Origin of the sequence: Prevotella sp. P2-180 (genome assembly GCF_002251435.1) — a bacterium.
Taxonomy (GTDB): Bacteria; Bacteroidota; Bacteroidia; order Bacteroidales; family Bacteroidaceae; genus Prevotella.
The window spans coordinates 25,630-48,050 of record NZ_NPJI01000090.1 but is presented as its reverse complement, the minus strand read 5'-3'; the positions used below and the strand labels follow the sequence as shown (position 1 = coordinate 48,050).

The 22,421-nt window shown below is 46.8% G+C and carries 20 protein-coding genes and 2 pseudogenes; 7 read left to right on the top strand and 15 right to left on the bottom strand.

Annotation, left to right across the window (positions count from 1 at the left end; genetic code table 11):
* The first annotated feature begins 584 nt into the window (after positions 1-584).
* Positions 585-722: a hypothetical protein gene (locus CIK98_RS18275; protein ID WP_172409938.1), complete on the top strand. Its 138-nt coding sequence runs from the start codon at positions 585-587 to the stop codon at positions 720-722.
* Between the two features lie 128 nt (positions 723-850).
* Here CIK98_RS18275 and CIK98_RS12360 read toward each other — a convergent pair.
* Positions 851-1,191, bottom strand: a pseudogene (locus tag CIK98_RS12360) (AAA family ATPase).
* Between the two features lie 292 nt (positions 1,192-1,483).
* Between CIK98_RS12360 and CIK98_RS12355 the strand changes: the two are divergent.
* On the top strand, positions 1,484-2,878 hold the full coding sequence (locus tag CIK98_RS12355) for a hypothetical protein (RefSeq protein ID WP_141210537.1): 1,395 nt from the start codon (positions 1,484-1,486) through the stop codon (positions 2,876-2,878).
* On the opposite strand, the gene CIK98_RS12350 is transcribed toward CIK98_RS12355, so the two are convergent.
* From CIK98_RS12350 to CIK98_RS12345, 3 genes are all read right to left on the bottom strand, one after another.
* Positions 2,868-3,287 (bottom strand): DUF6078 family protein, encoded by a 420-nt coding sequence (locus CIK98_RS12350; protein ID WP_141210536.1) that lies wholly within the window; start codon positions 3,285-3,287, stop codon positions 2,868-2,870. The genes CIK98_RS12355 and CIK98_RS12350 overlap by 11 nt on opposite strands.
* A gap of 76 nt (positions 3,288-3,363) precedes the next feature.
* Positions 3,364-3,504, bottom strand: a complete 141-nt coding sequence (locus CIK98_RS18270; RefSeq protein WP_172409937.1) for a hypothetical protein — start codon at positions 3,502-3,504, stop codon at positions 3,364-3,366.
* 86 nt (positions 3,505-3,590) lie between these two features.
* Complete coding sequence (locus CIK98_RS12345) at positions 3,591-4,796, bottom strand: VapE domain-containing protein (RefSeq protein WP_253249725.1); 1,206 nt, start codon at positions 4,794-4,796, stop codon at positions 3,591-3,593.
* A 447-nt stretch (positions 4,797-5,243) separates the two neighbouring features.
* On the opposite strand from CIK98_RS12345, the gene CIK98_RS12340 reads away from it, so the two are divergent.
* The 4 genes from CIK98_RS12340 to CIK98_RS12325 all read left to right on the top strand — a co-directional run bounded on the left by CIK98_RS12340 (position 5,244) and on the right by CIK98_RS12325 (position 7,448).
* Entirely contained in the window at positions 5,244-5,561 is a 318-nt protein-coding gene (locus tag CIK98_RS12340) for a helix-turn-helix domain-containing protein (RefSeq protein WP_094384661.1), read from the top strand.
* Positions 5,562-5,575: 14 nt separating this feature from the next.
* Positions 5,576-6,823 (top strand): type II toxin-antitoxin system HipA family toxin, encoded by a 1,248-nt coding sequence (locus CIK98_RS12335; RefSeq protein ID WP_094384659.1) that lies wholly within the window; start codon positions 5,576-5,578, stop codon positions 6,821-6,823.
* Positions 6,765-7,025, top strand: a complete 261-nt coding sequence (locus CIK98_RS19075) for a hypothetical protein (protein WP_141210535.1) — start codon at positions 6,765-6,767, stop codon at positions 7,023-7,025. The genes CIK98_RS12335 and CIK98_RS19075 overlap by 59 nt, the downstream gene beginning before the upstream one ends.
* A gap of 93 nt (positions 7,026-7,118) precedes the next feature.
* On the top strand, positions 7,119-7,448 hold the full coding sequence (locus CIK98_RS12325) for a helix-turn-helix domain-containing protein (protein ID WP_094384655.1): 330 nt from the start codon (positions 7,119-7,121) through the stop codon (positions 7,446-7,448).
* 129 nt (positions 7,449-7,577) lie between these two features.
* On the opposite strand, the gene CIK98_RS12320 is transcribed toward CIK98_RS12325, so the two are convergent.
* From CIK98_RS12320 to CIK98_RS12300, 5 genes are all read right to left on the bottom strand, one after another.
* Entirely contained in the window at positions 7,578-9,662 is a 2,085-nt protein-coding gene (locus CIK98_RS12320) for a hypothetical protein (protein ID WP_141210534.1), read from the bottom strand.
* Positions 9,663-9,787: 125 nt separating this feature from the next.
* Positions 9,788-10,504 (bottom strand): helix-turn-helix domain-containing protein, encoded by a 717-nt coding sequence (locus tag CIK98_RS12315; protein WP_094384651.1) that lies wholly within the window; start codon positions 10,502-10,504, stop codon positions 9,788-9,790.
* Positions 10,505-10,529: 25 nt separating this feature from the next.
* Positions 10,530-12,146, bottom strand: a complete 1,617-nt coding sequence (locus tag CIK98_RS12310) for an ATP-binding protein (RefSeq protein WP_094384650.1) — start codon at positions 12,144-12,146, stop codon at positions 10,530-10,532.
* 146 nt (positions 12,147-12,292) lie between these two features.
* The gene (locus CIK98_RS12305; RefSeq protein WP_094384648.1) at positions 12,293-12,565 is read right to left on the bottom strand and encodes a hypothetical protein; all 273 of its coding nucleotides are present in this window, start codon (positions 12,563-12,565) and stop codon (positions 12,293-12,295) included.
* 208 nt (positions 12,566-12,773) lie between these two features.
* The gene (locus CIK98_RS12300; RefSeq protein ID WP_094384646.1) at positions 12,774-14,012 is read right to left on the bottom strand and encodes a carcinine hydrolase/isopenicillin-N N-acyltransferase family protein; all 1,239 of its coding nucleotides are present in this window, start codon (positions 14,010-14,012) and stop codon (positions 12,774-12,776) included.
* Between the two features lie 380 nt (positions 14,013-14,392).
* Here CIK98_RS12300 and CIK98_RS12295 point away from each other — a divergent pair, with 380 nt between their 5' ends.
* Positions 14,393-16,567: a hypothetical protein gene (locus CIK98_RS12295; RefSeq protein WP_253249724.1), complete on the top strand. Its 2,175-nt coding sequence runs from the start codon at positions 14,393-14,395 to the stop codon at positions 16,565-16,567.
* A 132-nt stretch (positions 16,568-16,699) separates the two neighbouring features.
* Here the strand turns inward: CIK98_RS12295 and CIK98_RS12290 are convergent, their stop codons facing one another.
* The 6 genes and pseudogenes from CIK98_RS12290 to CIK98_RS12265 form a co-directional block, all read right to left on the bottom strand.
* Complete coding sequence (locus CIK98_RS12290) at positions 16,700-17,593, bottom strand: AraC family transcriptional regulator (RefSeq protein WP_094384644.1); 894 nt, start codon at positions 17,591-17,593, stop codon at positions 16,700-16,702.
* Between the two features lies 1 nt (position 17,594).
* The gene (locus CIK98_RS12285) at positions 17,595-18,161 is read right to left on the bottom strand and encodes a flavodoxin (RefSeq protein ID WP_094384643.1); all 567 of its coding nucleotides are present in this window, start codon (positions 18,159-18,161) and stop codon (positions 17,595-17,597) included.
* Between the two features lie 23 nt (positions 18,162-18,184).
* A complete protein-coding gene (locus CIK98_RS12280; RefSeq protein WP_094384641.1) occupies positions 18,185-19,951 on the bottom strand; it encodes a 1-deoxy-D-xylulose-5-phosphate synthase in 1,767 nt (588 codons plus the stop codon).
* Between the two features lie 472 nt (positions 19,952-20,423).
* A complete protein-coding gene (locus CIK98_RS12275; protein ID WP_094384639.1) occupies positions 20,424-21,263 on the bottom strand; it encodes a carboxymuconolactone decarboxylase family protein in 840 nt (279 codons plus the stop codon).
* A gap of 2 nt (positions 21,264-21,265) precedes the next feature.
* Positions 21,266-21,616: pseudogene (locus CIK98_RS12270) on the bottom strand (putative quinol monooxygenase); the annotation flags it as partial.
* Positions 21,617-21,724: 108 nt separating this feature from the next.
* Positions 21,725-22,261 carry a flavodoxin family protein gene (locus tag CIK98_RS12265; RefSeq protein WP_094384635.1) on the bottom strand — a complete coding sequence of 179 codons (537 nt, stop codon included), beginning with the start codon at positions 22,259-22,261 and terminating at the stop codon, positions 21,725-21,727.
* Positions 22,262-22,421 lie beyond the last annotated feature (160 nt).

The window sequence follows — 22,421 nt, the reverse complement described above, 5'->3', positions numbered from 1 at the left end:
GTTAGGTTGGATTCGTTTCCAAAGCGACATGGTTGTAATAGCATTAGACCAGAATAATAACATAATTCAAACAATAAAAGATTAGAAATAAAAAAACACTAACAATACCAAACAAACCATTTCGTTTGTTTTTTTTATTTCAGATTTCGTCTCCTCGTTTTTTGAGGCCCGAAAACTTGGTTTTCGTGATTATATATAACGGGCTGCTGTTTATGAACAATATGCTGCGCCCACATAATAAAAAGCTAAGTCAATTGATGATTTATGCAACGACACAGTGCCAGTCACGCTGCAAGCATTATCAAAAACACCGCTAAGAGGCGAGCTTAGCGGTTTTCTTTCCATTACGGATATGATTACAGAGCAGACATATCCTCTACGGTCTTGTAGCGCTTGGAGTATTATCGCTTGCCCTGCTTATAGCTCTTTTTGTTATCAAGAGACAAAACACCAAACTGCACAGGCACAGGCTGGAACTGCAAGACAAAAACCAGGAACTGAATAAGCAATGCGAGGCTGTAAGGGAGAAAAACGCCCTGCTCGAAGAACAGCAACATCAACTACACCAACTGAATGAGCAACTCATGGACACCAATTTCAAGCGAGAGGGATTCTATTCCCCACAGACTATCTACAACTATCGCTCGGCAGTGAAGAACCGAGCCGTCAATAAGGATTCCTTTGAAGCAGATATAGCCAAAATATGCTGGGTTATCAGGTGAATTGTGGTTACAGAAAAACAGCGCGGGGAAATCATCTATTATGAAATCGATTGAAAGTCAAGTGACGTTGGACAACCTGTTTTAATACTTTTGTTCAAAACTCCTGCTCGTCGATGACCTTGCCATCCTTATCCACTGCCCGCCAATGCGTGATGTTTCGTGCTTCTGAGGAAATGGTCACTCCGCATTTTGTCAGATGGCATCCGTCGGCTTCGTAAGGGATATGTCTTCCATTCCTTCTCCAAGTCCATGACCTTCAACCCCTCGAACAGTTCCTTCTGACCTTGGAAATAAGCCTTGAAGGTGTTGCACAACAACGACTTTCCGAAACGGCGGGTCGGGCAAGGAAGACATATTGATACTTGTTGATAAGGCTATACATCATGCCGGTCTTGTCAACATACACCTTGCCATCTTCACGAATTCTCTGAAACTGGTCGGTATCTACAGGGTACTTGAATCTGCTCATATCATCTGCATTTTATCAAACAAACACTTTTCACGCTGCAAAATACGAAATAAATACGATATTTCCAAGAAATGGAGAAGAAATATATTGAATTCCACTTGAAAAAGAAGCCTGTGAAGGGGACACTGCAATTGTACTTGCCCCGGTGGTAATCTACTATATTTAGCACGATTTCAACCGGAGGCAATTTTTTCTTTGATTTATTCTTGTTCCTTGTATTTTTTCATTATCTTTGCAGACATATTTTATATGTATCATGCATAACATTGCTTGAGTGAAGCAAAAAATGACAATGGAAATAAAACGAACAATGAGTGATGACTACGAGGACATAGCGTCGGTTTTCAGCTACGAAATGTTTGACAGGCAGATGAATTCTTTCATCTCCATGTGGAACATGCTCACCGACGCCTGGGACGACTACGGCACGCAGGAACTGACCTTCGACATACTGTCGCTCTCGCTAAAGGCAGCACGCTTGTGTCTTATGGCAGACGAGGACATGGCGAGGCAAAACCAAGACTTGAAGAGAAGCCGCAGACTAAAGAATATGGAATATGCGGCAACCTTAGAGAAAATGGTCACGGAACGCATAACTCCCTTGGTGCAAGATGCAATAAGAAGGGTAAGGAGCGAGGGACAATTTGAAGGGCACAAATGGAAAAGGACAACGACAACGATACTTAGCATGTTGCCAAAGCTCGACGGCATTGCCAACAACGAGGAATATAAGTTCACGTCGTTCAGCAGTGAAGTGGCAATGATGGAGGGATTGCTGAACAAGAAATACAAGCCTACGAAATATCCCGGCATGCCGTCGGAAGAACGGTTGTGGAACCTTCTGCTGCTCTTCATGCGGACCACCTATCTGATGATGCATTTCTACAGGGCAGAAAACCTTTGCGGCGTGAGCCTGAGCAACGAGGAGGCGGGACTCATTTTCGAGGCTTCCATTCAGCAATATATCGACTCGCCCAAGGGCAGGGAAGATATTGACCTGTATTTCGCCACTTTGAAATACGACAACGACGGATGCGAGCTTACGGTGAGCCAACTGAAGGAAGCACGACGAAAGCTCCGCGAGGCTGTGCCCCAGTCGTTGCAGCTTGTCTTTCTCAGCCATGCGGGCAACCTTGAGGCAATGGCACAGGATTTCATTGCCAAAGGCGGCTGCAAGGAAGAGGACTATGATCCTTTTGTGTCGGCTGTGGCAAAATGGTTCATCATAGACCAGCAGATACGTTCCATCGAGCATCCAGAGGTGTGCGTCACGGCAATCTACAACCAAGTTTTTCACAAGACAGTCAACGGTCGCCTCGTCGATATGGAAAGGCTTCGTCACTGCATTGGGGAGATGGCGAAGGCCATCACCAAGAAGAGCCATTGGTTCTGCCTTTGGTGCGTCCTTCGCCACCATAACCTCATTGCCGACATTTCGCATGAGCATTTTGCCCAGCAGATGATGCACCCCGAATGGTTCGGACATCTGCCTGCCGACAAGCATTTCTCTGGCGACACACTCCGCGAATACTCAGGCTATTTTACTCTCTACGACTATGCCGCATGGGACAACTCGGCATTTCTCGACTACCGAAACCTTAACGGCAAGAAGAAATGGTCGGAAAAGCTGTGTGACAAACTGCTGAGGAAATGCCTTGAGATGGAAGACCTCTACGTCAAGGTCTGACAAGCACTATCTCGTCGGCGTAGCGGTCGAAGCCAACCGCAGGGTTGCCGCCTTTCTCCTTGATTTTTTCAAGCAGCCGTCTCTGCATTTCAGGACCAAGCGGATAGTCCCCACGCTTATGGCGATAGTAGGTTGAGTCGCTTCCCAATCCGGCTGACAGCCAAAAGTAGTTGGCGTTTCCCTTGGGAATGCTGTTGTACAACTTTTTGAACCCGTATGCCATACGTACCGTTTTTCTTACGAGGCGGTGCTCACAACCGTTGTCGCCGTGGCTGACCATGTCGGGGTTAAGTGTCAGATACTCCATCTTTTCGGCTTTCGCCTCCAGATAATTCTCGTGGCGGGCACATTCGCCGCTCTTCTTGCATGCCGACAAAGGGCATGCCGCGTTTTTACTGATTGTAATCATAATTTTAAGTATATGTTTTTGTTGATGATAGCTTATGCTATTGTTAAAGATAACTTGTGTTTCGCTGTCTGTCACCTTACGACAGTCGTCTGTCATAACTGTGACAGTCGGCTGTCATAGTAGTGACAGAGCCGTAGGAGACGTTACGCTTCATCGGCATTAACGTCTCGTTTGCGTCGTGTATAAGCCTGCTTGCGTGGCACTCTACACTCTGCATTATTTGCGTCTTACTCTCTGATAATCTGCAAGTTACAGAATGTAGAGTGCCTCTCGACTCTACATTCACTCTACATTCACCCTACATCATGCGACCTTGAGTGGCACGAGATGGTATTTCTGTCCTTGGGTGAATCGCTTTGACGTGCAGCCCATGCACTTTAGCGTCTGCCCTATTTTTATCTTCGTGCTGTTCGATGTCTGCAGGCTCGGATAGAGAGTCTTTAGGGTATCAAGGATTGTCTTGCTGTTCACCCATTGTCCCTCTTCTCCCTGAAGCGGCAAACGGAAGCAATTGCCGATCATCGTCTCCATGTCGTCGGTACGGAAGAAGGGCAGGTTCAGCTCCTGTATTCTCTTTGTCTCGTCGGTGTTGAACCAATAAGGAGTGTTGCCTACAGTCAGCTCGTGGTAGAGTTGGGCATACAACTGCTCATAGTCGATGGGCGAGGAATTGTCAATAAGTTTCCCTCTCGGTATCTTTATGCAAAGATAGCGTCGTGAGCCGGTTTGGTCGCAGAGCGGATGCTCATCGTTGGTTGTGGCAATGAACGAGGCATAACGTTGGCGGTCTTCCTGGCTTCGCCCGAAAATCGGTCTGCCGTTCACCTTCCTCTTTGAGAGCGTTTGCTTCAGTCTGCCTTGTTGCGACACTCCCATGTTGGCAAACTCGTCTATGTTGACAATGAGGTTGTGGGTAAGAGCCATGTCGGCGTCAAACTTGTTGGTGAAGTTGATGTGGTCAAGGAAATAGCAACGAAATTCCTCAGGCAGCAGTCTCACCGCAAAAGTCGATTTTCCGCAACCTTGTTCGCCTATCAGAACGGGGACACATTCGTTGCCGTGTATGCTGTCCATCTGCATCCAATGGGCAACAGCCGAACGAAGCCATGTGGAGAGAAACGCCAATTGCTCGCTGGTCAACCCAGGTATTCGGCTGAACAGATCGGCAACGTGGTTCTTGCCATCCCATGCGGGAAGTCGGGAAATCCATTCGGCTATAGGGTCGTAGTCGGGCACTGCGTCGGAGTTGACATACTCCTCGATGTCCTGTTTCGGCGACTTGTTTTCGCCAATGCCCTCCTTCTTAGCTTTCCTCACTATCGAGTTCAGTGTCTCGGCAGTGAGCGGAAGCCATTGGTCGCAGCCGTTGCACCTCACTTCGGTTTTCCCCATCAGCAGGTTTCTTCTGAATTGGAAGTTCTCTTCCAGGAACGATTCCACTTGGAATACCAAGCCTGCTGTTTCTGTCATTTCAAAGGATGACTCCTTTTCAAGTAGTTCTTTTTCCATTTTGAATTAGAATTGATAAGATTTACAATTCCGGTATTCGGCTTCATGGCAATTAACCTATGTAGGGAGAATGTAGGGTGAATGTAGGGCTGAGAGACACCCTACATTCCTTAACCCGCTGAAAACGTGTGGTTTAGGTGTGAATGATGTAGAGTGTAGAGTCCTGGCGACATCCCCCTGCAAATCTCCGCCACAGGCAAGCCAACGAAATCAAAGACCGCATCTCCCATTTTGGAAGACGCTGCAAAATTACAAACAAAACTTCCTCTTCCCAACTTTTCCCCTCGTCCTGTCCTGAAAGAAACGGGGCTAAGGGGAAAAAGCGGAGGGCTGCGGGGAAAACGGCGGGGAAAAATTCCGTGGATATTTTACGACGCCAACGTATAATTTGTGATATTTTAACGCGGAATATTTGGCATTACGGATGGTATTTCATACTTTTGCACTATGAATTTGATTTATGGAGATACCAATGCGCAGATTATCTCACGAATGGGGAGTAACTGCAAGCGTTATCGCATTGCCGCCAAGCTCACACAGCAGGAATTGGCAGACAATGCAGGTGTGGGCATTGCCACAGTAAAAAACTTCGAGAATGGAAAGTTGCGTAATGTAACCCTCGAATCCTTGTTGAGGATAATGAGGGCTATTGGCATTTTAGAACAAATCGAGGGAGTGCTTCCCGAGTTGCCCGTGTCGCCATTTGAAATGGAGGAAATTCAAAAGAAACTAAAAGGGAAGCAAAGGCAGAGAGTCAAACATTAAGGAAGGAGTTTAGTATGAATAACGTTTTGAAAATCACGCTTTGGGGGTATGATGTCGGAAGATTGGTGTGGGACGACAAGGAGAGAAGGGCTTTTTTTAGCTTCTCTCCATCATTCCTGTCGGCTGGATATGACATTGCCCCATTGACGGCATCCATCAGCAAACCATATCTTCGTCAAGGTGGAATATACAAGGGCAACATACAACGAAAAATATATAAGGGATTGCCTGAATTTCTTGCAGACTCGCTACCTGACCGTTGGGGTGAAAGTCTTATTTCAAGATGGCAGCATGAAAATATGCCCGACGTGAAATTCACCCCGGTTGACGCATTGGCGTTTATGGGTAAGCGTGCCATGGGGGCACTGGAGTTTGAACCGTGTTTTGACCAATGGAGTGCTCCGGTGGATTTGGAGTTGTCCTGTCTTTATAAGATAGCGGATGATATTCTCAACGAGAGGTCTGAGGCTGTGGATAATCTGAATAGTGCAAGTATGCAGAGTCTGTATCTCGTTGGCACATCAGCAGGAGGTATGCAACCCAAGGCAATTATTGCCATCAATGAGGATGACGGTACAGTGAAATCCGGTCAAATACAACTTGAGGGTAATTTTAAGTATTATATTCTGAAATTTGACAGAGTCGGGCGTTTTCCATATACCCTAATGGAAAAGACGTATTACGATATGGCTTTGGCATGTGGAATAAAGATGATGCCATCAAGACTGATTACAATAGATGGGCATAGTCATTTTATCACTGAGCGTTTTGACAGGGCAGGAAAAGACAAATTGCATATCCAGACACTTGCTGCCTTATCTCCTGACGCAGATTGTTATGAGGACTTGATGAAGACTGCCCGACTGTTGAGAATACCCGACAACGAGCTGGCGGAAATCTTCCGCATAGCCGCTTTTAATGTTTTTGCGGCAAATGTTGATGATCATAACAAGAACTTCTCGTTCTTGATGGGAAGAGATGGGCATTGGCATTTTGCTCCTGCATACGACTTGAACTTTACGGTGGATTTGCATGGGTCGCCGTTGTATCATCGCCATGAATTGACGTTATGCGGCAAGGACAGGAAAATCACTCGTGACGATATTCTCAGGTTTGGTGACGACTCCTGCATCAGGAATGCATCTTCTATTGTTGACGATGTAGAATATGCCGTGAGTCATTTTCCCGACTTTGCCGCAGCCAATGGCATTGACAGAAAATACATTGATGAGATTGGCGGATACCTTATTGGACAAAAATAAAGTCCTCATCGAAGTTAAACATTTCAGCATCATAATGGGCATTGTCAATGCCTATTTACCCGTGGAAAAACTGCGCAACTTCCTCACATCAAGAAAACTCTTCGGGATGCAGTATCTGCTTGCCTCGCTGTTTGGGGCAAGTAATTTCTTTGAATTGGCGGTTACTGTGGCTATTTCTCTATTAAAAAACTTTAATGTTTGAAAGAAATAAAAGTCTTTTCTTGGACATATTGAAATAAAGCGTTAATTTTGCAACTGATAATATTTTATTTGTTTCTTATAAATAACGGACGATATGGACAATATGTTATCAGTTTTGGAAAACTATATGCTTGACAATCCCAATGATATAGCAAGGGGGATTGCCGACGACTTCCGCAAGCGCAGGATTGAGAAGAACATCACTCGCGAGGAGATGGCGGAGAAATCAGGTGTGGCTGTAAGCAATATAGTAAGGTTTGAGCAGAAGGGACTTATCTCGCTGAAAAACCTTATAGGCATTGCCATGGCATTGGGCTACACTTCTGAACTGAGACATATTTTTGGTCAACCCAAATACTCCACTATGGACGAACTGTTGCAGATACGCAAGAACACAGGAAAGAAAAAGGCACATAGGATATGAATTTTCATAGCCAAACCTCATCCGTTCTACGGTTATTTTGGAGTGTTCGAAGACAGTCTTCCTGATGGTTACGGACGTTACCCTCCTATGACGACTTCCTTGCTGTAGGCATAAAGGCAAAGATTCCTCCTACCCGTTGCCGTGAGTTATACGAGCCACTCCAGTCTCCGTGTCCTTCAAGGAGTTGGTGTCGCGGTCGATGCTTTTGAAGTTGCGGCCTTTCGACAATTTCCACGTCAGTTTTATGCCGATGGCACTCGACGTATTGTGATTATGTGCTATCAGGAGTTTGTGGGCAAGACGGTTATGGTTTTCCACTTCTTCAATCTTGGCATTACGCTTGAACATGTCTTGGCAGAAGAGGCCTGCCGTGATATTCTTATATTTATAAGAAACACTTACAAAGTCGGAGAAGATGTTGCGGCTCTCGTATTCGTTTTCCATGAAATGATAACCATTGTCCATAGTTGCCATTATCGTCCAATTGCCAAGCCAGGCAGTGAGACCGATGTTGAAGTTGAACGACGTGAGGCGGTGGCTATAGTTCTGTCCGTCATTCCAGATGTTCAACATTTCTGCTGATATATAGGCATTGAGATGCTGTGGAATGATGTCGTAGTTGGTGTAGCTCTGCAGCATGAGTAAATCAATACGTCGGCCTTCAAGGAAGGTCTTTACAAAACGGTCGTCTTCTGTACGGTAAACGTGCTGCATGGCAGGATGAGCGTTGTGGCGAAAGAATGTCATCAGTTGGGTGTAGAGGCGTGGCGATTGATAGCTCAGTGTGAGTGTATGGTCGTCGCGTCTTTCCATAATCAGTTCAGGATTACCCTCCGAATACTCCATACCATTGGTTATGATGGACATTCCGCTCATGTTCTGCAGTTTTGACGAGGCAGGCGCGGAGGTGAGGGTGTAGTTGAGCCTAAGACTTTTGGAGATGGGCATGGAAAGGTTTAGTTTCGGACGAAGCCACACTCTGTCGTACCTGGTCTCTCCTTGGCGATAATATTCACGACTAAGCCCAAGTCCCACCATATAACCGATTTTCCCCAATGAGCCTTGTATTTGTGAGAAGGCATAGATGTTGCTTGAATGGATTTGCGACACGAGAGTGGCATCTCCCGAATAGTGATTATCGATATATTTCTGAGCATAGCGAAGTCCAGCTGAGAGGGTGAAGGGCTTCATGCGGTTTTCGTATATCGCCTCCGACTTGAGCGACCAAGCCTTTCCGAGTGTGTTGTAGCCAAAAGAAGTATCGTCAGATGTAAACAGATATGCATAAACGGTATGTGTGTATGATCCTGTCGCATTGGCGATGAGGCTTTGGCTCTTGCCTAATTGGGTTTTGAAATACAGGTCAAGCAGAGGACTTATGGTCTTCTCGCTGTTATCGATGGTTTCTGACGTGTTTCTCCCGTCGGAGTATGCGACATCTGTCTTCCTGAAGTCTCGCGGGTTGTTGTCTATTGATGTGGATAGTGTTGTGAGGAATGCGGAGCCATCTGCATTTATCCAACTGTATCTTGCCTGTATATCATGCATTGTGTTTCTGTTGATGATGTCGTTGGTGTTTCTCTCCACCTTACAATATTTATTATCAGCCATGAGATATTCTGTATGCTCTACTTCGTTCATACCATTGGAGTGTCGGTAATATCCGGAATAGTTTAGCGATAACTCGTTGTTTCCGCTGTTGTTCTTGGTATAGGCATTGCCCTTAACCATATCAGCCTTTGGAACGAGAGTGCCGCTTGCCCCTACTACATATCCACTTGTGACCTTTCGTGTTATGATATTCAAGACAATGCCTACATTCTCCCCATACCTAACTCCAGGCCTATCGATGAGTTCCACCTTCTCAACCTCTTTCGGTTGCATCGACTGTATATCGGCAGTCGTTGCTTCCACGTCGTTGATTCTCACTTGCACATTGCCCATAAGAGAGTTGGCGGCAGATATGGTCTCGTTGATGTCGTCAACTTTCACGTTAGGCAGTGGTAACATCTTTAAAAGAGTATAACCGGATGATGCAGACTTGGTCATTTCCTCGGATGGGAAAATCAGTTTACCGTCGGTGCGGTTTACGACCCTTGCTCCTTTTATCACCACTTCCTCAAGTTGCATGCTGTCGTTAGGGAAATCAGTCTGTGCTTTTAGCCCAGTCGTTGCCCACAATGTAAACAATACGAAGATTAATGAACTTTTCATCTTTTGCAGTCATTTTGTTGTTAGCGAGGACTATTCCGCGCTTTCGGAATGCAAAAGTAGTAAGTATTGCTAAAAAAAAAGATTTTTCATGCTGACAATTGTCTGACAAATAATCTGTCAGAAAGTCAACTCTCTGATTTTCTCCGCTTTAGGATATAAGCCCTACCTCGGTCTGATATGATGTCGAAACTGCTTGTCTTGTCCAATTCGCGTTTCAATCTGCTTATCAAGGCATACAATGTCTCGCTGGCATCGTCCTTCTTTGGCCAGAGAGCATCACATATTTCATGTTTTGACAGGCGGTGGGAGCCGGAGGCGACAAACATCTCCATGAGTTGGCGCTGCATGGGAGTGAGATGGGTTGCACTGAAACTATCCATCGTGATTGGTGGGCTTTGCCTTCTGCCCCTGAACGACAAGGCGAGCGAAAGCAATGCCATGACGGCGAGCCATGCAGACAACCTTTGGTCGGAGAGGCTCCATATCATTACTGCAGAGCACTTGGCCTCGGTATCGAACGTCACTTTCCATCCTCCCCTCTCGCATCTTACTGTATAGGTGATAAAAGCCATCTCACCCAACTGCGGATTACGGAGATGCCTGCGCAGGGTCTCGTCGCCCACAGCGATAGTCATCATCTCTCCCTCTGTGCGGGCAATGCTTCGATAGGCGCGTATAGAGTCTTGGCGCATTGTTTCCATGCCCTTTTCATTGATGGTCTTGGCGAGAGCCTGTTTCAGATCATTCTCTATGTTTCTTTCTGCCTTGCGATAGCTTCCACAACTTGTTGCCATGGCAGTGAGGCAAAGCAATATAAATATAAGTATTGGCAGTTTCTTCATATTGTTATATCCTATAAATCAGATGTCATTCATACTTCTGCTCGTCGATGACTTTTCCTTCATTGTCCACTGCACGCCAATGCACAATGTTTCGAGCCTCTGAGGATATGGTTACTCCGCATTTGGTCAGCTGGCGTCCGTCGGCTTCGTAGGGAATGGCATAGCCTTTGGAGTCTATCTGGGCCAAGGCATTATCCACGGTGTCGTCCACCTTCAGTTCGAGGACATAGATGTCGTTCTTGGTCTTGATTACCACATCGGCTCTACCGAGCACGCTCTTTACCTCTGTGTCCACCTTGCTGTTGAGCAAAGAGAACACAACGTACATCAGCAACTTATAGAATGCCTCCTTTTTCTTCTTCGCCATCCATTCCTTGCGGGTGATGATGTCGTAGGGCAAGGAGGCTATGTAGGAGCGGAGTTCGGTAAGTGCCGATGGCAGGTCGCCTTTTACCAATGCACGGGCCATCTCCAGTATGGTGGCATTTCTGTCCCAATCGGATATATCCATCAAATAGTTTGTCAAGCTATATATCATGCCCTGACGCACTTCGTAGTTGGGGAAGTGAAGGGTGTAGGAATCCAGCAGCTTGTCATAAGATGAAATGGTCAAGTAGCCACTCTGATAAAGCATCGGGACAGGTGTCGAAGCATTCTCGCACGGCACATTAAATTCCTCCAACGACAACTCCACTCCATCAAAGTCGAGAGGGTTGAAGTTGGGGAAATGTTTGAGATGCTCAATGAGCGATGCCGATGTGCCCGACTCAAACCAGTAGTGTCTGGTGGCCTTGTCGTTGAGTGCATTCAAAAGACTGTATGGGGCATATACATCCTGACTGTTCTCAGAGAAATGATAACCATCATAGTTCTTCTTTAGCACAGCGTATGCGTCATCAACGCTAATGCCAAGAGCTTCAGCATATTCCTCAACACAAGGACGTAAGATGGTGTTGAGTTCTTCCTGGGTAATTCCACACAGACCTGAATATTCGTCAAACATGGAAACTTGTTTCAGGTTGTTCAGCTCTGAGAAGATGCTCATTTGGGAAAACTTCGTCACTCCTGTGATAAAAACAAACTTAAGATATGCCCCTTCGTCCTTCAGCACCTGATAAAACTCACGTAGCATCATACGCATTTCTTCAAGCTGTTTTGTGTCGTAGAGCAATCGCATAACGGGTGCGTCGTACTCGTCGAGGATTACCACGACACGCTCGCCAGTCTTTTCACAAGCCCTGTGAATCAAGCCGCGAAAGCGGGCTCCTGGAGTTTCCTCCTCCGTATTACGCCCATATAGTCGTTCGTAGTCGGCAATAAAGTTTCCCAGCTTTGTCTTCGCCTCGCTCACCTTAAGGTTCTTCAGTCCGCTCATTGTGAAATGCAGCACGGGATATGTCTTCCATTCCTTCTCCAAGTCCATGACCTTCAATCCTTCGAACAGTTCCTTCTGACCTTGGAAATAAGCCTTGAAAGTGTTGCACAACAACGACTTGCCAAAACGGCGGGGACGGGCAAGGAATACATACTGATACTTGCTGACAAGGCTATACATCATGCCGGTCTTGTCAACATACACCTTGCCATCTTCACGAATTCTCTGAAACTGGTCGGTATCTACAGGGTACTTGAATCTGCTCATATCATCTGCAATTTATCAAACAAACACTTTCACGCTGCAAAAATACGAAATAAAAACGATATTTCCAAGAAAAGTATGAGAAATATAATGAAGTCCATTTGAAAAAGAAGCGTCCACCATTACCTGTCCACCACGCTCAAGTTCCTTCATAATATATCCGCACGAGCGCGTAAGAGAGTAATAATTGCTAAAGAGATGCTGTCTGTAAAACAGTTGTAAATGTATAAGGATAGTCGTACAGATGTTTGCATAATACCATCTTTCAGTATGGCTTTCTGGATGCTGCCATACTCGGCGTTTGGGCTGATAATGATTTTTATGTTGTCAATCTTTGAGGCAGTAAGTCGGCGAAGTTGGTCGAGGTCGTTTATCTGTCGGTTGTCTAAATATACTGTGGCTTCGTAAATTCCATCTATCATTATTTTTCGTTAACAAAGTCAATGCCAGCCTGTTGCCCAAGTACATCAACTGCACTTGCCATGTCGGCAAATGCAGTTTCCCTCACCTTTATCTCTCTTTCCGCAGCCATAATGCTTAGGCAGCAAAAACAAAGGGATAGACAAAAACTCGTTTTTATCATGATTATTTCATAATATAATAATTTTAATAATGAGCTCCTGTCTCAGGCTATTCAATGCCAAACTCAAACTTCTTGTTCCATTCCCTGAGAATAGACATGGTCACGGTCTTTTTGTTGAGGTTGAAGATTTCCGACCACTGGGTGAATCCCGTAGTCTCCTCCACTTCCGGTCCTTGAGAAACAAATTCCAGGAGTTTCCTGCCTTCGTCGGGAGTAAGGGTATAATTGTTTTCCTGCAATGTTTCACGCAGTTTTACATACCTGTCCATTCCGTGTTTAGAGTATTTCATTCCATACTTTGTCTCTCCCATGGTGGGCGATACATAGAAGTTGGTCACACAACGCAAGGTATCGTTGCCTTGGAGGAATTCAATATTTTTAGGGTAGTCTCCTGTGTTAGAGTTGGTATATTCCACTATGGCATAGTCGCCAGTGGCGTCAGCCATGAAGAAATGGTAGCTGGCTGTGTCGTTGTCCATACACATGTTGTACTCTTTCAGCATATTCTTGGCTTGTTCCACTGTGCTTGCCCTGTCGAGCAGCATTCGCATGGCTATGGTTGTGAAAATCTTCTTCTTTCCCTCTTCCCGTTGTTGGGTAGGTTTACCGTCGAGTTTGAGTACACTCACTGCAAAGCCGTCTTCGTTGATGCCGTCGAGCAGGAGGTATGGCAAGGCCATCAGCATTGAAAGGTCAGACTTCCCGTCGTTGTAGAATCCGCTTTCATAATCAACAAACTGCCCGTCTACGAACGACACCGACTTCTTGCCTCCCGCAGGAGCGGTATGCACAACTATCAGCGGTATCATGATTCTTTCTTTTGTGTCGGGGTCCTTATGGTTGAAGTCGAAGTTTCTGCCCATCAGGAAGTCTCCCGAGTTTCTGTCGGGACATGCAAAGGCACTGCATCCTGCATCGTAAGACACCTTGGTCTTATATCCGGGTATGATGGTGTCCATCAGGTTGATGGCCACAAATGTCTTCAGACTATTTGTGCCGTCGATGCCGAAGTTCAGCGCCTTGTCAAGTTTGTAGTCCACGTTGTATGTCATCTCGTATATACGACCCTTGTTTCCCTCAAGGTCCTTTAGCGAATAGATCATCGCCAGCTTGTCCTTGTCCTTTATCAAAACGGCATCGTTCTTTTTTGGGGTGGGAGTTACTGGATTGTCATCAACGGAAGTACAGGCACTGAGTGCCACCATTGTTGTGACTGATGCTAATAGTAGTCGGCATTTGGCTGTTGCATACGACATGTCACTCTTTAGTTGGTTTACGTTAATCATACTTTTGCTTTAATTAGGTTGAAAAATATATAATGATTATCGCTGCAAATATAGTGAAAGAAATTGTTTTTTGCAACCTTTTTAAGTACATCAATGTGCATTTTTGTAGATTAGACAACTGATTTTTATGTTTAGACAACCCAAATGTAGGAACTGACTGCTTGCAATGATGTTTGACCAACTTACTAACCGAGAGTATTTTCGTGATCTGATAACCGCATTAGAGGCACATAGAGCATAAGAAAGCATCCGCAGGCGGCTCATGCCGTCTTCAGACGACAGGCGCAATGAGATGTTCAAGGGAGAGGGAAATTTATGTTAAATTACGCTAAACGCTTGTGGCTTTGGTAAAATAGCTGTAATTTTGTCTTTTAAACGATATGAACAAACAAATCAGGAAAATCATAACGGCAGCAGTGTTAGGCATAGCTGTCGTGTGCAGCGAAGCAGCTGCCGAAAAGATAAACAGATTCAAGGTAGTGACACGTCACAACCCCCACGTCACAAATTTTGACTCACTGTCATCCCTGACGGTGGGAAACGGACAGTTTGCCTTTACCGTCGACGCCACGGGCCTGCAGACCTTCCCTCACATTTATGCCCGCGGCGTGCCGCTTGGCACCATGAGCGAATGGGGGTGGCATTCTTTTCCCAATGTCGAAGGTTTCCAGGCGAAGGACGCGTTGGCCAACCACAACTTCCGCCGAGGACATCCCGAATATTATTCGCTACAGATAAAGCATCCCGAAAGGACGCGCAAGGCAGTGGATTATCTTAGAGCCAATCCCCACAGGCTTCATCTCGGGACGATTGGACTGGACATCTCCGACACGTCGAAGATAAGAGGCGTCAATCAGACTCTTGACCTTTGGACGGGGAAGATAGACAGCAAGTTCGAGCACGAGGGAGTGAAGTATAATGTAGAGACCGTGTGCGCGCCAGATGCTGATTGTGTGGCGTCAAGTATATCCATGGAAGGAGGGGCTAAGGACAATAAGCCTGCCGGCAATATCGCCGTGGCCTTCAGTTTTGCCTACCCTTCAGGCGGACATTGCGACGACGCCTGCCAGTGGAAGGCTGATGACAATATGCATAAGACAACCCTGGAGGCAGGGAAGTACTCTGCCGTTATCACCCGAGAGCTCGACAATGCCGTCTATTATATATATGTGTCATGGCAAGGCCTGGCAGACATAAGGCAGACGGGACAACACAAGATTGTGCTCAGGGCAAAAGGCGGACGCCTGTCCTTCACAGCCACCTTCCAGGAGAGCCCGCGTGTGGAAGGCCCATCAGACACTGGTGCCATATCATCTGCCACTCTCGACTTCGTCTCCTGCGCCAAGGCATCAGCTGATCGCTGGCGAGCATACTGGAACGAGGGCGGCTTCATCGACCTCGGCAACGTGAAGGACCAAAGGGCGGCCGAACTTGAGCGCCGCATCATCCTCAGCCAATATCTCATGGGAGCACAGGAGGCCGGCAATATCCCGCCACAGGAGACAGGGCTCACGTACAACTCATGGTATGGGAAGTTCCACCTGGAAATGACATGGTGGCATCTCGTTCACTACGGTCTCTGGAACAAGCCCCGACTTCTCGACCGCCAGCTCTCATGGTATGCCACAGCTCGGGACAAAGCCCGCGCCATAGCCCAACGCCAGGGATTCAAAGGTGTGAGATGGATGAAGATGACTGACCCCTCGGCAGAGGAAGCGCCGTCCAACGTAGGCTCCTTCCTGATATGGCAGCAGCCTCATCTGATCTATATGGCAGAACTGCTTTACCGCGCGGCAAAGACGGACGAGGAGCGCAAAGGGGTGCTGGATAAATACGGCCAGCTTGTGGACGAGACAGCCCTCTTCATGACTGACTTTGCCGAGTATGATTCTGTCAACGACCGATATATACTGCGTGGCTGCATACCTGCGCAGGAGACCCTCAAGGCCGACTCCACCATAAATCCGCCCTTCGAACTGTCATATTGGCTTACAGCGCTCGACATGGCTCAGAGATGGAGGGCAAGACGAGGACTAGAGCCTGCTATCGAGACACAACAGGTGATGGACAAGCTGTCTCCCCTGGCATACAACGCCGAAGGATTGTATCTCGCCGCAGAGAGTGCCATAAACACATATACCGACAGGCGCATGACAAGCGACCACCCTGCATTGCTCGGAGCCTTCGGGATGATGCCCGACAGCAAACTGCTCGACAAGACGGTGATGGCAAGGACACTTAGATGGATTTGGGACAACTGGAACTGGGACAAGACCTGGGGATGGGACTATCCCATGGCGGCAATGACTTGCGCCCGACTTGGCGAGGCAGACATGGCAGTTGACGCCCTGCTTATGCCGAAGCGCACCAACACCTACCTTGTCAGCGGACACAACTATCAAGACCAGCGTCTGCGTGTTTATATGCCGGGCAACGGCGGTTTGCTCACAGCTGTGGCCATGATGTGTGCCGGATGGGACGGATGCACATCACCCGTCCCGGGGTTTCCCAAGGACTGGGATGTCAAATGGGAAGGGCTGTTGCCAATGCCTTAGTCATTGGCCTATAGAATGATGTCGCTGTACTTGCATATAGTGGATTTCTGGACATCCCTGTCCTGTTCTGGCATTTCCATTCCAGACAAGATTAACCTTATTGCCGATGAAGGTTGCTGACTTCTGACAAGTTCAGATAAGGGCATTCCTGTATGCGGAAGGGGTCTTGCCTGTGTGTGATTTGAAGAAGCGGACGAAATGCTGCGGATATTCAAAGCCGAGACGATTGCTTATCATTGTGACGGTCAGCGTCTCGTCGTTCAGCAACTGTTTGGCATGGGCGAGAAGGTGGTCAGAGATGATGTCCTTGGCGGTACGACCAGTTTCAACGCGCACCAGATTGCCGAAATAGCCGTTAGACAGACAGCATTTGTCTGCAAAATAAGCTACCGTAGGCAACCCGTCACGAAGGGCTTTTGTGGAGATATAATCATCAAGCAGTTCTATGAATTTCTTTACCACAGAATGGTTTATCTCCTCGCGGGTGATGAACTGGCGGTCGTAGAAACGGAGGCAATAGTTCAGCAGCAGTTCGATGTTGGAGACAATAAGTTCGCGGGTATGCTTGTCGATGGCTCGGTGCAGTTCCTGCTCTATCATTGTGAGCACACCCCGAAAGACTTCCACTTCCTGGGCGGAGAGATGTAAAGCCTCGGTACTGGAATAGCCGAAGAACTCGTAGCGGCTTATCTGCCTGCCTAACGCGGTGCGGTTGAGAAGGTCGGGATGGAACACCAAGGCTGTGAACTTGGCAAAAGGCACATCGGGGTTTGGTTCAACATTAACAACCTGCCCTGGGGCAAAGCTGGTCACGGTCATCTCGTCGAAGTCGTAGGGTGTGCGGCCGTAAGAGAGCTTGCATCCCTTGTTTTCTTTGAGATAGATGGCATAAAGTCCATAATGCATCACACATTCCTTGATGTGCTCCGTATTCTCCACATGCACCACGCTCACCAGGGGATGAAGCGTCTCCATCCCCTGATAGTCGTTGAAATCCTGTACAGTATTGATAAAAATCTCTTTCATTTTATTTTATAGATGCAGAAACCCAAGTTCCAATCTCTTTCTCACTGACATGATTCAGCAGTTTACCTGTCTGCCAGTTGATTTTTGGATAAGACTTTTTCAGTACGGCAACACTGTTGGCTATGGTGCTGCTTCCAGACGTTGCAAAAGGAATCACAGTCTTGCCTGCCAAGTTTGCTGCTTCAATGAATGTGTTTACTGTTCTCGGCGCGAGGTCCCACCATATAGGATAGCCAAGGAAGACGTAGTCGTACTTACTCACATCCACCGAAAGGGCTTTGATTTCAGGCCGTGCCTTAGGATTACTCATCTCTACCGAACTACGCGACTGTTTGTTTGTCCAGTCGAGGTCGGCACTGGAATATGGCTTCGCCGGAGCTATCTCACAGATGTCGGCATCAGCGATTTTTGCAATTTGTTTTGCCACTTGCCTTGTTGTTCCCGTTGCCGAGAAATACACTACCAATACTTTTTTCTTTTCCATTGTCTTTTTTACTTTGTTTTGTGAACAAGCCGATGCCGCAAATACTGTCAACACGGCCAATAGCAAGATTTTCAGATGTTTCATAATGTATAATGATGTGATACTTTTTATCGGATAATATTCAAAACATCCTCTACGATTTGCTCATCCAGCAGACGATTGTCGCTGAGTAATTGTTGCAGGTCGAAGCGGTCGTAGAGATCTTTCTTGATGCCACCAACCAGCACTTTCATGTCGGATGTGCTGTAATAAGAGGCGATGCGTTCACCGAATCCGCCATCCTTCGAGCCGTCTTCGAGAGTCACAACAAGCCTGTGGCTTGCCTTGAGAGCCTCCAGTGTGCCGGCATCTACTGCATTCAGGTAACGAGGATTGATAAGCGTAGCATCGATGCCTTGCTCTGATAGCAGACGAGCCACATTCTCACCCTTCAGATAGAATGATCCGGCAGCAATGATTGCCACTTCAGAACCTTTATGCATCACTTTATAGCGTGACTCATAACTATACTCCGTATCAACCGCCTCGGTAGTGTGAACTACGCCATTGCTTGGGACACGGATGGCGACAGGTTTCTTGTCCTGAAGGATGGCCCAGCGAAGCATGGCAAAGTATTCCTCACAGGTGGTCGGGGCAAGATAGATAAGTCCCGGAATACTGCACAGCATAGGTATGTCGAACAGACAGATGTGGGTGATGTCATTCATCGTACCAGCACCTCCCCAAACCACATTGATTACAGCAGGATTGGAGTTGATGCAAAGGTCTTGCGCTATCTGGTCGTAAGTGCGCTGGATGAAGGTGCTGTAAACCGTCCAGACGGGACGAAGACCACCCTTTGCCATACCGCTTGCCATGGCGCAAGCCTGTTCCTCGGCAATGCCCATGTCGATGTGTTGCCTGCCTGCCTCTTTACGCTTGTCTGGAGAAAAGCCTGCGGCTGCAGGAGTTCCTGCTGTGACTGCTATGAGTGTAGGATCGTTCTTCATCTCACGTAGCATCCAGTTGCTGTAGAGTTCTTCATAGCTCTCTGCACTATTAGCACTATTTGAACTTCTTGAACCATCTTCTACGTTGAATGGCGCACCCCAATGCCATGCTTCCTTATTATCGATAGCGGGTTGGAAACCATGTCCCTTCTCCGTATGAATGTGGACGACCGTTGGCTTGTCTGTATCCTTGACCGACTGGAACACCTCGATCAGTTTCTGCAGGTCATTGCCTTCTTCCAGATATTTGTATTCAAATCCCCACGCCTTGAACCAGTTGTGCTGGCACTCGCCATTGCTTTCCCTAAGGGCACGAAGGTTCTTGTAGATGCCACCATGATTCTCTGCAATTGACATCTCGTTGTCATTCACCACGATGATGATGCCTGTGCCCAATTCCGATGCCTCATCAAGCCCCTCAAAAGCCTCGCCGCCTGAGAGCGAACCGTCACCTATGATGGCAATGATGTTCTCACTGGTTCCCTTGATGTCGCGAGCCTTCTGCAAGCCTGTAGCCAGACTTACGGATGTGGAAGTATGACCCACTTCAAAGTTGTCATACACAGGACTTTCGGCTGGCGAAGAATATCCGCTGATGGCGTTCATGTCGTCCACGTCGCCCAGAAAACCCGATGCACGACCAGTAAGCACCTTGTGAGGATAGCATTGGTGTGAAACGTCAAATACAAACTTGTCCTCTGGCGCGTTGAATACATAATGCAGGGCCACCGTTGCCTCCACGAAGCCCAGGTTAGGTCCTACATGTCCACCATGCTTACTGACACGGTTCAATACGGCGGTACGTGTCTCTTCTGCCACAACTTTCAATGCCTCCAAATCCAGCTGTTTCAAGTCGGCTGGCGACTGTATCTTTTCTATATACATTGTATTTTGTTTTAAATTCGAGTGCAAAGGTACTCACATTATTTATATTCTGACATACCTGATTTTGGGGAGTTATAACCATTTTTTAGGTTTTCATCTCCATCGTTGCTATGAGGAATTACGTCTGCTATTCTTTTTATTACAGAGAAGTGGTATTTCCCGGATTGAAGTTCAAGCATAGCATAGCCTTTATCAAATTTTATATCAACAATACCTTTTGATCCTTTACCAATTATTCGGCCTCCTTCGCAAATATCTTTTAGTCGATGTGCAGGGAGAGCTTGAATCCTGGCGAAGTTTCATCACGTCTTATACCAAGAGAATAGTTAATTAACCAAGCCCCAACGGCTCCAAAAGTAGTGAATGATTTTCTGGGTGCAAAATTACAACATGATGTTCACTTTCATGGAGATTGCCTCCGATTCATTCCGGCTTGCTCCGATTGCTTCGTGGATAGCCGTTATTCGGTTCATCATTCTTGATTGTTTTTATTAATCTTCTCATAGACAGCGTCAGACACTGGTTCCAGCCACTCATTGGATGCGTTCTCTCCCTCTATCTCAAAGGCGAGATGGGCAAACCAACTGTCGGTAGCAGCTCCATGCCAATGTTTTACATCGGCTGGGATGTGAATGACCGTCCCCGGGAGAATCTCCTGCGCAGGCTTTCCCCACTCCTGATACCAGCCACGACCTGCCACACCGATAAGCATCTGTCCTCCGCCCTTGGTGGCATGATGAATGTGCCAGTTGTTGCGGCAGCCCGGTTCAAAGGTGACATTGGCAATGGGGACCTGCTCGCCGGAAATACGTGCCAGATAACTGTTGCCCTTGAAATACTGGGCATAGGCAGTATTGGGTTCGCCAATAGGGAAAATCATCTCTTGTTGGAAACGACTCTTCGCATCTTCCACCGATGTGTCTTCTTTCCAAACCTCCTTAGCCTGACGGAATGCAGCCCATGCCTTGGGCCATCCTGCATAGAAAGCAATATGTGTGATGATTTCGGATATTTCCGTTCTTGTGATGCCGTTCTTCTTCGCCTCCTGCAAGTGGTAGGTGAGCGATGAGTCGGTGATGCCCTGACTAATTAGTGAGGTGAGCGTAACAAGGCTGCGGTCGCGAAGACTGAGCAGGTCGTTGCGGCTCCACACCTCGCCAAAGAGAATATCATCGTTGAGATGGGCAAACTCTGGAGCAAACTCGCCCAACTGCGTGCGGCCTGCCGTCTGTACTATTTTCTTCTGTGCCATAACATTAAGCGTCATTATTATTATAAAAAAAATGAATATGATAAAACGTGTTATTCGCATAACTACTGGTCGATGTAATTATTAATCTTATTGGCAGGATTCAGCACAGTCTGATCACATAGTTGAAGCGACTTAACCATGTGCAGCGTTCCTTTCTTGTATTTTTGAAAATGATCAGAAGCAATATGCTTCTCGTAAGCTTCCTTAGAGCTATAGGTCTCCAGGATGGTCACAAGGCATGGATTTTCCTTATCCTGTAAGGCATACATAGTCAGCACACCAGGTTCTGTGCGCAAGGAGACTTCCCCAACCTTCACGGCATACTTTATGTATTCATCTAAATATTGAGGATAGACCTCAATTTTAGATAAACGAACTATGCCGTCAACAGACATGGAATCCTTTTCACACATACTTGTGACATTCGTTTCTTGACGCATACTACACGAAAGAAAAAGGAAAACAAATAAGATGAGCGCTTCTGTATTTCTCATATTTGCAAAACACTATTTCCATTTTAATCAGACCCCTTTACCCATTTCGTAGGCTTTTGATAAACAGACATTGCCTTCGATGTCTCTCGCATCGTTTACACCTCCGCAGAAGAGATGACCTTTGAGTGAAGACTTGCCGTAGCAGTCAATCCAACCTGTCAGACCAATCTCGGCACGTCGGGGAGTATCCTCTTCAGCTTCGGCAGCAGTGGTGAGCAGATAGATGTCGCGGAAACGGTAGTTTTTCCGGTACATGGCATTCATGCGGTCGATGAGTGTCTTCATCTGTCCGCTCATCTCATAATAATAGATAGGTGTTGCCCAGCAGACCACATCGGCATTCAGCACCTTCGCCATAATCTCAGGCACATCGTCCTTGAACACACATGCACCCGTTTTCTGACAACTCAGACAACCCACACAAAACTTGATTTCCTTTCCACGAAGGGAAATCTTCTCTACCTCATTGCCCGATGCCTTGGCACCTTCAGCAAACTTCTCAGCGAGCATATCGCTGTTCGACCCAGCACGGAGACTGGTGGAAATAACTATAACCTTTTTCATAATCACTTAGTGAATTAATTTACGGGCGCAAAATTACAACAAACGGAACAAACAAGCAATACCTGAATTGTGGAAATTATTACCATTAGCCAAGTTTTGTTGTCAAAGCCGAAAAGATGCCGTGACCACGGAACACGATCTCCAGGCCTTATAAGGGAAA

Excerpts from the sequence above, each read along its gene's own strand:
- CIK98_RS18275 (WP_172409938.1), top strand. The coding sequence starts at position 585 with ATGGACACCAATTTCAAGCGAGAGGGATTCTATTCCCCACAGACTATC.
- CIK98_RS12355 (WP_141210537.1), top strand. The coding sequence starts at position 1,484 with ATGGAAATAAAACGAACAATGAGTGATGACTACGAGGACATAGCGTCG.
- CIK98_RS12350 (WP_141210536.1), bottom strand. The coding sequence starts at position 3,287 with ATGATTACAATCAGTAAAAACGCGGCATGCCCTTTGTCGGCATGCAAG.
- CIK98_RS18270 (WP_172409937.1), bottom strand. The coding sequence starts at position 3,504 with ATGCAGAGTGTAGAGTGCCACGCAAGCAGGCTTATACACGACGCAAAC.
- CIK98_RS12345 (WP_253249725.1), bottom strand. The coding sequence starts at position 4,796 with ATGGAAAAAGAACTACTTGAAAAGGAGTCATCCTTTGAAATGACAGAA.
- CIK98_RS12340 (WP_094384661.1), top strand. The coding sequence starts at position 5,244 with ATGAATTTGATTTATGGAGATACCAATGCGCAGATTATCTCACGAATG.
- CIK98_RS12335 (WP_094384659.1), top strand. The coding sequence starts at position 5,576 with ATGAATAACGTTTTGAAAATCACGCTTTGGGGGTATGATGTCGGAAGA.
- CIK98_RS19075 (WP_141210535.1), top strand. The coding sequence starts at position 6,765 with ATGGCATTGACAGAAAATACATTGATGAGATTGGCGGATACCTTATTG.
- CIK98_RS12325 (WP_094384655.1), top strand. The coding sequence starts at position 7,119 with ATGGACAATATGTTATCAGTTTTGGAAAACTATATGCTTGACAATCCC.
- CIK98_RS12320 (WP_141210534.1), bottom strand. The coding sequence starts at position 9,662 with ATGAAAAGTTCATTAATCTTCGTATTGTTTACATTGTGGGCAACGACT.
- CIK98_RS12315 (WP_094384651.1), bottom strand. The coding sequence starts at position 10,504 with ATGAAGAAACTGCCAATACTTATATTTATATTGCTTTGCCTCACTGCC.
- CIK98_RS12310 (WP_094384650.1), bottom strand. The coding sequence starts at position 12,146 with ATGAGCAGATTCAAGTACCCTGTAGATACCGACCAGTTTCAGAGAATT.
- CIK98_RS12305 (WP_094384648.1), bottom strand. The coding sequence starts at position 12,565 with ATGATAGATGGAATTTACGAAGCCACAGTATATTTAGACAACCGACAG.
- CIK98_RS12300 (WP_094384646.1), bottom strand. The coding sequence starts at position 14,012 with ATGATTAACGTAAACCAACTAAAGAGTGACATGTCGTATGCAACAGCC.
- CIK98_RS12295 (WP_253249724.1), top strand. The coding sequence starts at position 14,393 with ATGAACAAACAAATCAGGAAAATCATAACGGCAGCAGTGTTAGGCATA.
- CIK98_RS12290 (WP_094384644.1), bottom strand. The coding sequence starts at position 17,593 with ATGAAAGAGATTTTTATCAATACTGTACAGGATTTCAACGACTATCAG.
- CIK98_RS12285 (WP_094384643.1), bottom strand. The coding sequence starts at position 18,161 with ATGAAACATCTGAAAATCTTGCTATTGGCCGTGTTGACAGTATTTGCG.
- CIK98_RS12280 (WP_094384641.1), bottom strand. The coding sequence starts at position 19,951 with ATGTATATAGAAAAGATACAGTCGCCAGCCGACTTGAAACAGCTGGAT.
- CIK98_RS12275 (WP_094384639.1), bottom strand. The coding sequence starts at position 21,263 with ATGCGAATAACACGTTTTATCATATTCATTTTTTTTATAATAATAATG.
- CIK98_RS12265 (WP_094384635.1), bottom strand. The coding sequence starts at position 22,261 with ATGAAAAAGGTTATAGTTATTTCCACCAGTCTCCGTGCTGGGTCGAAC.